An 11,857-nucleotide genomic window follows, 5' to 3' on the forward strand; every position below is an offset into this window, starting at 1 on the left:
CGACATTTGCCCACAGGCTGCGAGTCAATCTCACTTGCCAGCCACTTCAAATGTTCCCCATACGTTCTCGTATGGGCGAGAAGGCTTACAGGGGGGATGAAACGACGGGCTTCCAAAGCCCGGCGCAGGATCACGTCGAAGGCGTGCCCAACCTGTTTGACTATCTCGACCTGACCCGGCCCCAACGCTACGCCGTCCGCGTCCGGGGCAACGGGCTGCGATCAAGGGGCATCTACGAAGGCGACATCCTTGTGGTTTCGACCGACATCGAGCCGTCGTCAGGCAAGATTTGCGTGGCCTTCGTCCACGGCGATGTCGTGCTGGCCACACTGTCCCAGAACGAAGGTCGCTGGTGGATCGAACCGTCTGATCAGGCGCCCTTACCCCTGTCCGAAGATGTGGAAATCTGGGCCGTCATTTCAGCCCTGATCAGAACGGACATCTGATGTTCGCTTTGATCGACGGCAACAGCTTCTATGTGTCCTGTGAAAGGGCCTTCAACCCGCGCTTGATCGGCAAACCGGTTGTCGTCTTGTCGAACAACGATGGCTGCTGCGTCGCCAGATCAGATGAAGCCAAGGCTCTCGGTATCAAGATGGGCGAGGTTTGGCATCTGGCGAAGAGAAAGCCGGAACTGAAAAACGTCATCGCGGCCAGCAGCAACTATGCCCTCTATGGCGATATGAGCCGCCGGGTCTTCGAAGTCCTGACCGACGAATTCCAGCACGTCGAACCCTATTCGATAGACGAAATGTTCCTCCACCTTCCCAACGATGATCCGGGCATCGTGGATCACTGCCGTCGTGTCCGCGACCGGGTGAGAACCGAGGCCAAAATCCCCACCTGCGTCGGGATCGGCCCCACCAAGACCCTCGCCAAGCTGGCCAACAAGCGGGCCAAGACCGAGAAATCCATGCGTGGCGTCTGCGATATGAGCGATGCCAAGATCAGAGCCGAAGCCTTCGAAGCCATGGACATCAGCGACATTTGGGGAATCGGTCGGGCCTCGGTCACCAAGCTGAACAACATGGGCATCTTCACGGTCCAGCAGTTTACCGCCCTGCCCTCTGGCGCCGTCAGGAAACTGATGACCGTCACCGGCCAGCGCACCCACGCCGAACTCCTCGGCCTGTCCTGCATGCCCATGTCGGAGGCGACGCCCGACAAGAAGACCGTCAGCGTCACGCGCATGTTCGGTAGACCGGTCGAGACGTGGACGGACATGCGAGAAGCCCTTGCCGCCCACGCCCTGCGAGCGGCCGAGAAATGCCGGAAGCATGGTCTGGTGGCCTCGGGGATGCAGGTATTCATGCACACCCACGCCCATGACGGATCGCCTTCGTATAACGGCCAACGGACCTTCCCCATTGAGCCAACGGCGGACAGCTTCGCGATCATCAGCCAAGCGACAGCAGCAGGTCGGTCAGTCTGGAAACAGGGGCCACGCTACGCCAAGGCTGGCGTGATTCTGCTGGACTTGAAGGCTGAAGCCGATGTTCCCCGCGACCTTCTCCCGACCGTGGACCCGGTGCGATCACATAAGCTGATGACGGCTCTGGACGGGCTGAACTCGAAATACGGTCGAGGGACAGTGAAGCCCGGCGGGATCAGCAAGACGACAAGCTGGTCAACGCGGGCGGCCAATCTGTCGCCACGGTATACGACGCGGATCAGCGAACTGATGGAAGTGCGAGCCTGATATTTGGGACCGGCACTATTTTCCGGTCTGGTCGATCACCGAACGATAGACTACCAGAACGACGCAACCGCTAGATGCGGAGGGGGATTTCGATGGAAGTGATTGGTGGGCTGCTTGGCCTCGCCTCGATGGCATTATTCTTTCTCGCCATCGTTTGCCTGATTTCAGGATGCTTCGGGATTGTAAGGCTGCGCCGTTACCTATTGACGGGTGCCCTAGCTTTCATGGCCCTCCCGGCACTCGCCGAGACGCCACGGCAGTTTGATCTTCATTGCGAAGCGTTGAGACACTGGCGAGACGGCACAGATACGGTCGATCCGATCAGTCTCCATTTTAGGGCCGACCTCGACGCTAACCAGTGGTGCGAAGACCAGTGCAACGTGACCTTCCAGATTAACGAGGTGTCAGCCATGTTCATCAGATTCAGAGACACCGATGATCTGATTTACAAAGATGACAACTCGGGTGCGACTCCTACGAAAGAGGAAGTTGTTGTGTCACGGACAACGGGCACCTACGCCGACTCGAAATGGCAGCCTTTCGAGCGCAGCTATTGGACCGGTGGAAAATGCACGGTCGAACCCTTCAGCGGATTTCCAGAAGCCCCATCGCGCCTATTTTGAGCGCAACAGATAATCAGACAAAAGCTCATAGACCGATACCCGTTTGCCAAGCCCATTAATCAAGCAGGGCCTGACAAAACGGATCAGTTCAGACCGTCGAACGCCCCGGTCGTCCGGTTGCACCGCTCTGCGGCGACACCACGGGCATCGCGACCGTCGCTCAACTTCGGCCACGACTCGATTTCTTGGAAGTAAGCCATACCACGCGATACGCACTGCGCGTAGGTCGTCGCGCTGGCTGGGCCAGTCGCGCCGGTGATTGCCCGATATTCGGCGTCGGCTTGGTCATAGTTGCGTTGGGCGATGGCCACGGCTTCGTTCGCAGCCTTTAGATCGGCCTTGATTTTATCGGACGACCGGCTTCCGTGAGTGAGAAGGCTGACCCCGAAGAAAATCAGGCCCAGCATGATGCCCGACGTGATCGTCTGGCCGCGATCCTTCTGCCCTTTGCCAGCGGGCGTGATAAATAGGACTGCGGCCAGCCAGCATATGCCAGCCAGAATCCACAAAACCCATGTGAAGAATGTTGGGTAGCTGTCTTCCATGTCGTCCCCCGACTTCAAGTTGTGGCTGACCATAGCGCGGATTGGCGAAGAGGCTACCGGCGTTTCCATTTCGGTATCGGCTCGCACGACACGCCATCGCCGTCCCGGTCGTGGGCCTTCCAATAGCCGGGACGCCACGGATAGCTCGGTGCAAGACCCACAGCCCGAGCAGCCGCACAGTTTGGCATGGCAGCGAAGTGTCGGACCTGATCCCAAGCAGCGAAGCTTGACGAGTAGGACGAAACGGTGCGCGGGTCGGGCAGTGTGAGGATCGCGCCAAACAGCCCAACGCACATCACGCCGACAAGCAGCGTCTCGATTGAAATCGGTCGCGGACCCTTGGAATTCTGCACCGGTATCATGGACCAAAAGCTATCTTGGTCTTGACGACTATGGAGTTAAAGCCGCTCGGGTTGGGCACTTGGACATCTGACAAAGAAAAAGCCCCCGGATTGCTCCGAGGGCTTCGTCTTGGTGGCTTGGTCGTCGGTTAGCTGTCGATGCCTTCGAGGAACTTGCGTTCGCGGTTCAGGCCGCCTTCCTTTTTCTCCCACAGACCCTTGCGGTTGCGAGCCGCCGTCTGCGTGATCCCGAGGGCCTTCGAGGCGCGGTTGTAACCGGCACCGTCATCGAACAGGCGATACAGCAGTTCGACACCACGCGGCGTCAGATTGGCACCGTCCTTGTTGGCGGGGTCTTGGCACTGTTCCAGCGTCGGAACCTTGTCATTCTTGGGGAGGGCCGCCGCGTCATCGACCAATTGAGCCTTAAGGGCGTCGATGGTCTTGTTGACGTGATCCAGAAGCTCCGTGCGGTGGCTTTCAAGGATCAGGGCGATGGCGGTGTCGGTCTTGGGCATGGGAAAACTCTTTCGTTATCCGGTTAAAATGACCCCCAACGGTGTTGGAGGCGGCCCCGCGCTGAAGTGCGTTGCCGTCCGGCTTACAACATAGTGTAGCCCCCTGCGTCAATGCCTTACCGTGCGCTAATGCGTGCACATGAGTTGGAGCTTCCCATTTAACTATCTAGCTTGGCCTTTAGGCGTTATGAACGGCCATGGGCATCAGACTTCTGCAATGGCTTGAAGACAAGACATGCCACCGCGTCGAACAGACAGCGGAGGGCTTCGAGCTATGGCTACTTCCGGGAAAACAAGAAGAATTTGACGAGCTTGTGCGGACGATCCGCGACGACATGACCGGAGAGTTCAGCGCGTTTCCGAGGGGGAATGACGTTGGTGGCTTTGAGTGCGTCCACATCATCGTCCACGATCCGGCGAAGTTCGCTCTCGCCCTTAAAAGCCTTCGCTGATCAGTTCACCGTGTAGCTATCAGACGTGATCGGCTCGCCGTTCATGAAGGTCTGAACGTCGATCTTCTCGCCATTGACGGTGAAGTTGATCGTGTCTTCGTTCCGCCAACGACCCGGCTGACCATTTTCGACCATCCGCCATTGTGCGGTGCCGTTGCCCACGATGCAGTCGTTCGTCCAGACCGTGCCGTCGTCCCGCGTATACCGAACCCGATACTGATCGCCTTCATTCGAGATGACCCGGATGATGTCGGGCTGACGGCCATTAAGGCTGGCAACCACTGCCCGACAGACTCTCCCCTTGTCCTCGCCGGATAGTTCCTCAACGGGGTGAAGCTTGGCGGCTTCCGCCGTGACCCGGTTCGGTTCGGCGGTGCTTGCCGACAGGTCGGCGGCAGCTTTGTCGTAATCACCGTCCCCACAGCCGATTAAAAAACCGAGCGAACCAAGCGCGACCAATCTTCTCATTTCAGGCTCTTTCATGGACCGTTGGTAGCTTGAGAGGCCGAGAGCCGAAATCAAAATTTGTAGAAAATTTGGTTGGTCAGCTTGCCGCGCCGTGCCGCTCGCTGGCCACAGACCTACCCCACCCCCTCCCTTACCTGCGAATGGTTCTCACAAGCATCGGTGACCATCCGCCCCCCCCCCTGTCCATAGCTGCTGACCGTCCGCTAATTATATGCTTGCACATACAGGACAGGTGGCATAACAAACCTTTAAGGGACATTGAGGGTTTGTCATGGACGGGTCATTCATAGCCTATTATCGGGTCAGCACCCTGAAACAGGGGGAGTCTGGCCTTGGACTTGAAGCGCAGAAGCTTGCCGTTGAGTCCTTCCTCAACGGTGGCGCGTGGACGGTGGCGGGAGAGTTCACAGAGGTAGAGACTGGCAAGATCGCCGCACGTCCCGAACTGTCCAAGGCCATCGACCTGTGTAAGGCCACAGGCTCGAAGCTGCTGATTGCCAAACTCGATAGGTTGAGCCGGAACGTCCACTTCCTGTCTGGACTGCATGAAGAGGGCATCGAGTTCATTGCCGTGGACATGCCCACGGCGTCCCGGTTCACAGTCCACATCATGGCCGCCGTTGCCGAGCAAGAGGCCGCAGCCATCAGCCAGCGCACCAAGGCGGCTCTCGGGTCGATTAAGGCGAGGATCGCGGCCAACGGTCACCACGTCACCAAGAATGGACGTGTGATCACCCGCTTGGGCAATGGTCGAACCTTCGATGACTCTGCCCGCAACCGTGCTGTGACCGTGGTGAAGGCGAAAGCAGACGAACATGCCGCGAAGGTTAGGCCGACCATCATGACGCTGCGAGCCACGGGCATGTCCCTGCAAGAGGTCGCCGACCATCTGAACACGTTGGGCGTCCCCACGCCTCGGGGAGCCAAATGGGCCGCCACGACCGTCCAGAGAGCCGAGAAACGGGCCGCTTGAATATCTGATTTCTCTTTCAATCTCGGGGTTGCGCGCGAGGGCCTGTGAATAGGCATTTCCGCTTGCTGGACGCCCTGCCCTCAATCTTCCGAGCCACCCGCCCCCGATGCCCTAAAGGCTCTCACAGCGGCCTAATAGGGATCGAGGCCGTATTCCTCGATAGCGGCCAGTAGGGTCGTTGCGTAGTTCTCTCGGATGCCGGTCAAGGCGACAGCCTGTCCTTGCAGCTTCCTGTTGTCGCTCTGGAAATCGAGCGGACGCAAATATTCGATCATTGGATAGGCTGCGTCGCCCACGGTCATCAGGGTGCTGATCAGGTTCATGCCTGACGCTCCCGGCTGGTTGTATTCGTCAAAGCGGGCGATCATCACCGGCTTCGTTTGCCAGCCACACAGCTTGTCCGCTTGGGCGGCGATCATACCCATGGCGGTCGCGTATTCCTCTTCGAAATAGTCGGTTGTGAAATCCGCCAGCCCGTCCACTGCCCTTTCGAGGATCGTGGCGGTGTAGGCGAGCACTTCGAACGTGAACACGTCCGCGTTGATGACCTTTCCGAAATTCTTCGGCGGGCCTTCCTTGACCATGTGGGACGCCATGTCCTCGATCAATGACCCGATCAGCAGGGACAGGGCGGCTTCGTGCTGGCGCCCTCTCCCCGCTTCCATGATCCTGATGGTCTTTTGAATGTCCGACCGTCTGACCTGATCAAACAGCGGGTGCTTCTTACCAAATCCGAACATCAGTGGTCTTTCATTGGCAAGGGAAGCCCGTCACGGCCAACTGTTCGTTGACTTCGATTGGACCGGCTGCGGTGGCGATCACCCCGAAGCTGTAGACGATGTTTTCGCCGATATCCCATTCCGCCGACAGGGTGCTGATTTCCCCGGCGGCTGACCTGTAGTGGTGGGCGGTCATGGTGGGTTCGCCGAGATCGGCGGTCTTGTCCTGAACGCTGTCGGTATAGGCATGCAGGTCGCGTCCGACCTTGCGTTGGATGCTGACCGCCCGGCCGTTGCAGAACAGGACATGACCATCTTGGCCGAAATACATTTGCGACCCCGGTTTGCCGCTGATGTCGGACAGGGTGCCAGACATGACGCGCGCCACTTCCTGCGGGCTGTCGCCTATTTCGACGCCGGTGAAGATCGTCACAGGATCGTTGAACGCGGCCAGCGCAAGCAAGGTCAAAAGCATCTTGGTTCTCCCCCCTCCATCGTCGCCCAACCGCAGCCCAATGGCCAGACGGCTCGCGCTACGGGTGCCTTATCGCTGCATTGACTGTGAGAGGGCGAACCAACGCTGTTCGATGTTGCTGATCGCCACTTCATCGGCCTCCGCGCTCTTCCGTGCTGCTATCGAGAACTGTCGAAGCGCGACCATCTGCGCCCTGATCGCAAACCAGAGGGCGCGCGGCATCCCGTCTGTGTCGGGGCCGAAAGACAGGCCGAACGATCCGTCTTCATGCCCTGCCCCATAGTGACCGAGGGACGACACCGAGGCATGCCCGGCGATGCCGCATAGTGCCGAATAGAACTGATAGTCGTCGCCCATCTCTGCGAGTTCGGACAACCTCTGTGGTTGGGGCGCCCGCTTGCCTTTGCCCTGTCTCCCGTTGAGCGGTTCAAAGCCGAGTCTGACCCGTGAAAACTGGTCATCCTCCATGAGGGCTTCAGCCGCCGTTTCGCGATCCTTGATGAAGTATCCTATCCAGAACGCACATTCGTAGATCACCCGAGACAGGTTTTGACTTTCGACGGTCAGGCCCCGTTCTGCGAGGATGACGGCACCGGCGAATGTGTCGTTCGATCTGGCGATAAGGCGAGCCACCAGAGCGTCAGGGCCAAGCCAAATCCCTCGGCCTTCTGTGTCCTGCCAGAGCATCAGCGACAACCGGTTAAGGTCTTGAGCCACGGCGAACCATTCTCGATGGGGTTCTGTCTGGCTTGCGGCATCCACGGCCAGCAGGGGCGAAAGGAAGCCATCGGCCCGCATGGACTGATCAAGCAGCCGATCCCGAATGCTCTCGATGATGTCGGGTGGGAGGTCTTCGAGGTCAAAAGGCTTCATGCCGTCGTTATCCCACAAAGGGCCGCGAACGAAAACGTATGTGCCAGCATATTTTCGCTTGACCCTTTCGTTATGTGCCAGCATACATATGCCAGCACATACGAAGGAACACAGCGATGACCACCACGACTGTCGAACAAGTCCGCGCCGCCCAAGTCCCCGTTGGCGCCCTCAAGATCACCGCGAAGAACTCTGACGCTGTGGTCTTCGTCTACACCAACGCTGCTGGTCATCCCTGCGCCATGGGTTTCGCCGGTCGTCGCACCAAGCCCGATTTCCGCATCCGCTACATGTCGGCGGCTGGCCGTGAGAAGGCTGTCACCACCTACTTCGCTTCGGCTGCTGGCATCGCGGCTCGCAAGGCTGAAGTGAAGGCCAAAGCCAAGGCCGGTCACAAGCTGATGGTGGGTCATATCCTCTGCGCTTCGTGGGGATACGAACAGACGAACGTCGATTGGTATGAGGTCGTTCGCGTCACCACGTCGTCGGTCGAGGTCCGCAAGATCAAGGGCAACGTCACCGATGATGGTGGCGACCGTGGCCAGTGCGTGCCGATGGCTGGCGAGTTCGTTGGGGAAGCCATGCTGCGCCGGGTGAACCAGTGGGGTTCGGTTCGGATCGACAGTTCGCGTTCGGCTTCGCTGTGGGAAGGCCGCCCCGTCTACTGGTCGTCATATCACTAACGGCCGGTAAGCATCTTTCCCCGGCCATTATGGATGACAGCCGGGGAAGCTGTGAGACAATCCATTATCTTCAACAGATCGGAGCGCATATGACCCGCGAATACGGCAAGACCGAAATCTTCTACGGCTTCGGTAAGGACAAGGATCAGGCTTTTGCTGATCAGCTTTCCGAAGAACTGAAGGGTTTGGGCGTCAACGCCCGTGTTCGCTTCGATCCGCGCTATGGCGTGTCTGCGACGGTGTTCCGTGTCGAGGACGGACTTGCCTTGCGGATGGTCACGAATGAGTGGCGGTCAGAGGCTTGGCGTATCACGACGGTCAACGGCGGTTTGCAGCACCGGATTGACGGTCCTGCCCGAACTGCCCGCTATGAGTGGGGCGAGGAACGCGCGTTCTACATCTACGGCGACGAAGTATCGGAAGAGACGCAGAAGGCTGCGGAACGGGCTGGCCTCGGGTGGGACGATCTTTGGTATTGGATCGGCGGTGTTCGGGACGGCGTTGACAAGAATGCCGATTTCGCTGGCCCGGTCTGGAAGCGGTGGCCAACGCTGTTGGTGGCTGGCTCCGGTTGGCAAGCCAAGTGCGCGCGGGTGATCGCCAAGGCTGGTCTGGAAGGCCGTGCGAAAGTTGCAGCGGGTCCGAAGCTGCGGGGTCAGTTCGCCGTCGTGTTCGACAGCATGGAAAGCCTTTCCGCCTTCGAAGCTGGCATGGCTGATCAACGCGGCCTCGATCACTTCCACAACGGGCGACGCTCTGTGATCCCTCCGCTTGGCCACTACGAACCGAAGTTCCGCATGCTGGCCAATGAGGATGGCCGGTGGCCTTGGGAGGCTGTGTGATGCGGATCGACAATCCCTATCATCCCACCATCGCCACGACGCTCGATCTGGTGAAAACCCTGCTGGCTCTGGACCCTGCAAATCATGACCCGGCGGTATCGAAACTCGCCAAGGCCGTTTGGCCGGAAAATGGGGAAGAGTTGTGGAAGGGCGTTGTTATCGCGGACAACCGATTTGATCCTGATGAACCTTTCAGTGGAACGACGCGCGCCAAGTTCAACAATGGCACGATAACAGTCGATCATGCTGCGTTCACTGACTTCAACATCAAAGGTCCGTGGTTTGAGGTTCAAATCATTCAGCGCGACTCGACGCCAGTCTATCGGCGTAGCTTCAGTGGCCCCTACGGCGATGAATCTTACTGCTTCGACCTTGAGATCATCCGAGGCAAAAACACGGTGCGTTATCTTGATTGGGCGAAGCGCACCGGCACCCTCCTAAAAATGTTCTCCTAATCGTATGTGCCAGCATATTTCCGCTTGACCTCTCCGTTATGTGCCAGCATACATGTGCCAGCACATACGGAGAGACGACATGGCCACCGCCGCTTACACCATCACCCCGGCCCGCTACTCGAAGGGCAACTTCATCGTTCAGACCCACAAAGAAGGTCCGTGGAAGGGTCGCGCCGAACGTCTGATCATGGATGGTCTGAAGTGCCGCTATACGGGCCGCGAACGTGGCTTCGTCGCTTCGGCCGCGAAGGTCAGCAAGTTTGAAGCTGCATTCGCCGCCGGTTGGGATTTCGACTTCATGACGCGGGCTAACGGCCCGGTCGCGGCTTGATCGGGAGTGGTGATGATGCCCGTTCGTTATGACCTGATCGACAGCCAGACCGCCAAGGTCGTGGACAGCTTCAAGACCCGTGATCGCGCTTATCGTGCTGCGGATCGCAAGGATGCTGCTTACGGCGCCGTCCGCTACATCGTTCGCCCGGTGTGGGCCGACTGAAGGGAGCCGCAATGACCCATGACGTAAGTCCCGCCTCCCCGGACATTGACCCGACCAAGGTCGAATTCCGCCTGAAGGTGACTTTTGTTCTTCGAGCAACGCTCGATGATCCCGACCACTGGCGCCAGATCGACGCATACGACCGGAGCAAAGCAGAGATTGAGGCCATGCTGACCGGGGTTCTTGAAGCACCAGAATTCAGGAAGGTCGGGCCTAACCACGACCTAATGACCGTCACCGTTCGCAGCGAGCGTGACATCACCATGTTGATGACCGCCGCGTTTGAACTGATCATGTCGGAAAGTTGGTTCGTCGAGATTCACGCCGTGGGCCATGAACCCTACAGCGAGCGTCACCGCACTGGTGGGCCGTCATATACCGGCAAGATAAACCACCTTGGTCAAACCCTCGCGCGCCCTCGCCATACGTTCTGGCTTTGGGGTGAAGAGGTCACGCGGCGAGAGCATGCAAAGCTTGTGAAGGATGGCACAGCTTTCAGCCCGATCCTGTTTGAACAATGGCATGCGGCGCGCGATGCGAAATAGCATGGACCTTGTGGACCTGATGGCCGTGCGGCATGCAGAGGCCATGACAGAATCCAAACCCAAGGTTTCGGCCACGGATGCCCGGCGGGCTGCGTCGGCGGCCTATCACAAGAAACGGGCGGACGCCGGGATGAAGAAAGTCACGGTGTGGCTATCTCCCGAGGCGCAGGACGCCCTTGAGAAACTGAAGGACGTCCACGGCTCGAAGGACAAGGCCGTGGACACCCTGATCATTCAGGCGGCGAAGGCCTGATGCGGGCACCGGTGGACATGTCCGCTGAAGAGCGCAGGTCGGGTCTGTGTCGGCAATGCGGGTTTCGCCCGGTATATGAAACTGACGCGATACTTTGCGAAGATTGCTACGAAGCAACGCGACAGAGCCACCAACAGAAAATCGCAGCCGACAACACCGCCAAAAAATCTGGACACAAAGTCCTCTGGGTTCTCGGGATCATCGCGGTGCTATTCATCATCGGGCGATGCGCTTCGACGGGTTCCGACCAAAGCAGCAACATGCCAGCCAGCGACCAACGCGCTTACGATGAACTCCGAGCGAATGGTTATTCAGAATCCGAAGCGCGCGATGCAGCCGCAGGTGTCCGCCGTCTTTGCGAAGCAGGTGGCGGAACGGATTGTCGGTAACGATTGTGGCCGGAACTATCGCCACCGCATCTTGAACAGCAGGACCAGCTTTTCGCTGTCGGTGTTGATCCAGAGGCGGTGTGGGTTGTCTTGGTCGTTGCCGATGGATGCCGACCAAGCGTCGTCTGCGTTTTCCAGCAGCCATGTGAAGATCGCGGACAGGGGTTCGTCGGTGATCGCGCCGATTTTGAACCGGGTCACGGGCTAACGCGGTCGGACCAGATCAGTCGGAACATGGCCGCGTCCTTTTGATGCTCGAAGCGCAGGACGTAGCTGATGCGGACGGAAGGCGCGAAGGTGTAGCACTCGAAGGGGCTGGCGACGATCAACGGCTTGCGGTCGAACTTCATCCCGTCGCACCAGTCCGCAGCCTCCCCGAGACAGCCGTAGACAGCCACGGTCACGTCGCGGTGCGCCAGCGGTTTGTAGGTTGGCCAGCCGACTGGATTGGTGGCCTTGTGCCAGTGGGGAGCGAAAGCCGTAGCTAGCGGCGTGTAGGTCAACCGGC

21 protein-coding genes are annotated in these 11,857 nt (G+C 58.9%); 12 read left to right on the plus strand and 9 right to left on the minus strand.

The window, feature by feature from the left end:
- Window positions 1-71 precede the first annotated feature (71 nt).
- From Q7J26_RS02600 to Q7J26_RS02610, 3 genes are all read left to right on the plus strand, one after another.
- Window positions 72-446, plus strand: coding sequence for a LexA family transcriptional regulator (locus Q7J26_RS02600; RefSeq protein ID WP_304934955.1), 375 nt, complete (start codon window positions 72-74; stop codon window positions 444-446).
- On the plus strand, window positions 446-1,699 hold the full coding sequence (locus Q7J26_RS02605; RefSeq protein WP_304934956.1) for a Y-family DNA polymerase: 1,254 nt from the start codon (window positions 446-448) through the stop codon (window positions 1,697-1,699). Before Q7J26_RS02600 ends, Q7J26_RS02605 begins: the two co-directional genes overlap by 1 nt.
- Before the next feature lie 92 nt (window positions 1,700-1,791).
- Window positions 1,792-2,322: a hypothetical protein gene (locus Q7J26_RS02610; protein ID WP_304934957.1), complete on the plus strand. Its 531-nt coding sequence runs from the start codon at window positions 1,792-1,794 to the stop codon at window positions 2,320-2,322.
- Between the two features lie 83 nt (window positions 2,323-2,405).
- Here the strand turns inward: Q7J26_RS02610 and Q7J26_RS02615 are convergent, their stop codons facing one another.
- The 3 genes from Q7J26_RS02615 to Q7J26_RS02620 all read right to left on the minus strand — a co-directional run bounded on the left by Q7J26_RS02615 (window position 2,406) and on the right by Q7J26_RS02620 (window position 3,726).
- Entirely contained in the window at window positions 2,406-2,867 is a 462-nt protein-coding gene (locus tag Q7J26_RS02615; protein WP_304934958.1) for a hypothetical protein, read from the minus strand.
- 53 nt (window positions 2,868-2,920) lie between these two features.
- Window positions 2,921-3,229, minus strand: a complete 309-nt coding sequence (locus tag Q7J26_RS17100; protein WP_370651897.1) for an excalibur calcium-binding domain-containing protein — start codon at window positions 3,227-3,229, stop codon at window positions 2,921-2,923.
- A 128-nt stretch (window positions 3,230-3,357) separates the two neighbouring features.
- Complete coding sequence (locus Q7J26_RS02620; RefSeq protein WP_304934959.1) at window positions 3,358-3,726, minus strand: hypothetical protein; 369 nt, start codon at window positions 3,724-3,726, stop codon at window positions 3,358-3,360.
- Window positions 3,727-3,923: 197 nt separating this feature from the next.
- Between Q7J26_RS02620 and Q7J26_RS02625 the strand changes: the two genes are divergently transcribed.
- Window positions 3,924-4,178: a hypothetical protein gene (locus tag Q7J26_RS02625; protein WP_304934960.1), complete on the plus strand. Its 255-nt coding sequence runs from the start codon at window positions 3,924-3,926 to the stop codon at window positions 4,176-4,178.
- Here Q7J26_RS02625 and Q7J26_RS02630 read toward each other — a convergent pair whose 3' ends face one another.
- Window positions 4,179-4,646 carry a hypothetical protein gene (locus Q7J26_RS02630; RefSeq protein ID WP_304934961.1) on the minus strand — a complete coding sequence of 156 codons (468 nt, stop codon included), beginning with the start codon at window positions 4,644-4,646 and terminating at the stop codon, window positions 4,179-4,181.
- A 271-nt stretch (window positions 4,647-4,917) separates the two neighbouring features.
- On the opposite strand from Q7J26_RS02630, the gene Q7J26_RS02635 reads away from it, so the two are divergent.
- Window positions 4,918-5,619, plus strand: a complete 702-nt coding sequence (locus tag Q7J26_RS02635) for a recombinase family protein (RefSeq protein WP_304934962.1) — start codon at window positions 4,918-4,920, stop codon at window positions 5,617-5,619.
- Between the two features lie 131 nt (window positions 5,620-5,750).
- Here the strand turns inward: Q7J26_RS02635 and Q7J26_RS02640 are convergent, their stop codons facing one another.
- Genes Q7J26_RS02640 through Q7J26_RS02650 form a run of 3 tightly spaced genes read right to left on the minus strand, consistent with a single transcriptional unit; the run spans window position 5,751 to window position 7,686 of the window.
- Window positions 5,751-6,359 (minus strand): hypothetical protein, encoded by a 609-nt coding sequence (locus Q7J26_RS02640; RefSeq protein ID WP_304934963.1) that lies wholly within the window; start codon window positions 6,357-6,359, stop codon window positions 5,751-5,753.
- Window positions 6,360-6,369: 10 nt separating this feature from the next.
- The gene (locus Q7J26_RS02645; RefSeq protein ID WP_304934964.1) at window positions 6,370-6,843 is read right to left on the minus strand and encodes a hypothetical protein; all 474 of its coding nucleotides are present in this window, start codon (window positions 6,841-6,843) and stop codon (window positions 6,370-6,372) included.
- 39 nt (window positions 6,844-6,882) lie between these two features.
- Window positions 6,883-7,686 carry a DUF5677 domain-containing protein gene (locus Q7J26_RS02650; RefSeq protein ID WP_304934965.1) on the minus strand — a complete coding sequence of 268 codons (804 nt, stop codon included), beginning with the start codon at window positions 7,684-7,686 and terminating at the stop codon, window positions 6,883-6,885.
- A gap of 116 nt (window positions 7,687-7,802) precedes the next feature.
- On the opposite strand from Q7J26_RS02650, the gene Q7J26_RS02655 reads away from it, so the two are divergent.
- From Q7J26_RS02655 to Q7J26_RS02685, 7 genes are all read left to right on the plus strand, one after another.
- Window positions 7,803-8,369 carry a hypothetical protein gene (locus Q7J26_RS02655; RefSeq protein ID WP_304934966.1) on the plus strand — a complete coding sequence of 189 codons (567 nt, stop codon included), beginning with the start codon at window positions 7,803-7,805 and terminating at the stop codon, window positions 8,367-8,369.
- Window positions 8,370-8,458: 89 nt separating this feature from the next.
- A complete protein-coding gene (locus Q7J26_RS02660) occupies window positions 8,459-9,211 on the plus strand; it encodes a hypothetical protein (RefSeq protein WP_304934967.1) in 753 nt (250 codons plus the stop codon).
- A complete protein-coding gene (locus Q7J26_RS02665) occupies window positions 9,211-9,666 on the plus strand; it encodes a hypothetical protein (RefSeq protein ID WP_304934968.1) in 456 nt (151 codons plus the stop codon). The genes Q7J26_RS02660 and Q7J26_RS02665 overlap by 1 nt, the downstream gene beginning before the upstream one ends.
- Window positions 9,667-9,745: 79 nt before the next feature.
- Entirely contained in the window at window positions 9,746-9,997 is a 252-nt protein-coding gene (locus Q7J26_RS02670) for a hypothetical protein (protein ID WP_304934969.1), read from the plus strand.
- 12 nt (window positions 9,998-10,009) lie between these two features.
- Window positions 10,010-10,162 (plus strand): hypothetical protein, encoded by a 153-nt coding sequence (locus Q7J26_RS02675; protein ID WP_304934970.1) that lies wholly within the window; start codon window positions 10,010-10,012, stop codon window positions 10,160-10,162.
- An 11-nt stretch (window positions 10,163-10,173) separates the two neighbouring features.
- Window positions 10,174-10,707, plus strand: coding sequence for a hypothetical protein (locus Q7J26_RS02680; RefSeq protein ID WP_304934971.1), 534 nt, complete (start codon window positions 10,174-10,176; stop codon window positions 10,705-10,707).
- Window positions 10,685-10,960, plus strand: a complete 276-nt coding sequence (locus tag Q7J26_RS02685; protein ID WP_304934972.1) for a hypothetical protein — start codon at window positions 10,685-10,687, stop codon at window positions 10,958-10,960. The genes Q7J26_RS02680 and Q7J26_RS02685 overlap by 23 nt, the downstream gene beginning before the upstream one ends.
- Before the next feature lie 404 nt (window positions 10,961-11,364).
- On the opposite strand, the gene Q7J26_RS02690 is transcribed toward Q7J26_RS02685, so the two are convergent.
- Together Q7J26_RS02690 and Q7J26_RS02695 are read right to left on the minus strand one after the other, a co-directional pair.
- The gene (locus Q7J26_RS02690) at window positions 11,365-11,550 is read right to left on the minus strand and encodes a hypothetical protein (RefSeq protein ID WP_304934973.1); all 186 of its coding nucleotides are present in this window, start codon (window positions 11,548-11,550) and stop codon (window positions 11,365-11,367) included.
- The coding region (locus Q7J26_RS02695) for a hypothetical protein (protein WP_304934974.1) at window positions 11,547-11,857 on the minus strand (311 nt) is incomplete at its 5' end. The genes Q7J26_RS02695 and Q7J26_RS02690, both read right to left, overlap by 4 nt.

It is taken from the genome of Brevundimonas sp. (assembly GCF_030656255.1).
Classification (GTDB): domain Bacteria; phylum Pseudomonadota; class Alphaproteobacteria; order Caulobacterales; family Caulobacteraceae; genus Brevundimonas.

Coding starts and splice junctions, on each gene's coding strand:
- Q7J26_RS02600 (WP_304934955.1), top strand. CDS start 72: ATGGGCGAGAAGGCTTACAGGGGGGATGAAACGACGGGCTTCCAAAGC.
- Q7J26_RS02605 (WP_304934956.1), top strand. CDS start 446: ATGTTCGCTTTGATCGACGGCAACAGCTTCTATGTGTCCTGTGAAAGG.
- Q7J26_RS02610 (WP_304934957.1), top strand. CDS start 1,792: ATGGAAGTGATTGGTGGGCTGCTTGGCCTCGCCTCGATGGCATTATTC.
- Q7J26_RS02615 (WP_304934958.1), bottom strand. CDS start 2,867: ATGGAAGACAGCTACCCAACATTCTTCACATGGGTTTTGTGGATTCTG.
- Q7J26_RS17100 (WP_370651897.1), bottom strand. CDS start 3,229: ATGATACCGGTGCAGAATTCCAAGGGTCCGCGACCGATTTCAATCGAG.
- Q7J26_RS02620 (WP_304934959.1), bottom strand. CDS start 3,726: ATGCCCAAGACCGACACCGCCATCGCCCTGATCCTTGAAAGCCACCGC.
- Q7J26_RS02625 (WP_304934960.1), top strand. CDS start 3,924: ATGGGCATCAGACTTCTGCAATGGCTTGAAGACAAGACATGCCACCGC.
- Q7J26_RS02630 (WP_304934961.1), bottom strand. CDS start 4,646: ATGAGAAGATTGGTCGCGCTTGGTTCGCTCGGTTTTTTAATCGGCTGT.
- Q7J26_RS02635 (WP_304934962.1), top strand. CDS start 4,918: ATGGACGGGTCATTCATAGCCTATTATCGGGTCAGCACCCTGAAACAG.
- Q7J26_RS02640 (WP_304934963.1), bottom strand. CDS start 6,359: ATGTTCGGATTTGGTAAGAAGCACCCGCTGTTTGATCAGGTCAGACGG.
- Q7J26_RS02650 (WP_304934965.1), bottom strand. CDS start 7,686: ATGAAGCCTTTTGACCTCGAAGACCTCCCACCCGACATCATCGAGAGC.
- Q7J26_RS02655 (WP_304934966.1), top strand. CDS start 7,803: ATGACCACCACGACTGTCGAACAAGTCCGCGCCGCCCAAGTCCCCGTT.
- Q7J26_RS02660 (WP_304934967.1), top strand. CDS start 8,459: ATGACCCGCGAATACGGCAAGACCGAAATCTTCTACGGCTTCGGTAAG.
- Q7J26_RS02665 (WP_304934968.1), top strand. CDS start 9,211: ATGCGGATCGACAATCCCTATCATCCCACCATCGCCACGACGCTCGAT.
- Q7J26_RS02670 (WP_304934969.1), top strand. CDS start 9,746: ATGGCCACCGCCGCTTACACCATCACCCCGGCCCGCTACTCGAAGGGC.
- Q7J26_RS02675 (WP_304934970.1), top strand. CDS start 10,010: ATGATGCCCGTTCGTTATGACCTGATCGACAGCCAGACCGCCAAGGTC.
- Q7J26_RS02680 (WP_304934971.1), top strand. CDS start 10,174: ATGACCCATGACGTAAGTCCCGCCTCCCCGGACATTGACCCGACCAAG.
- Q7J26_RS02685 (WP_304934972.1), top strand. CDS start 10,685: ATGCGGCGCGCGATGCGAAATAGCATGGACCTTGTGGACCTGATGGCC.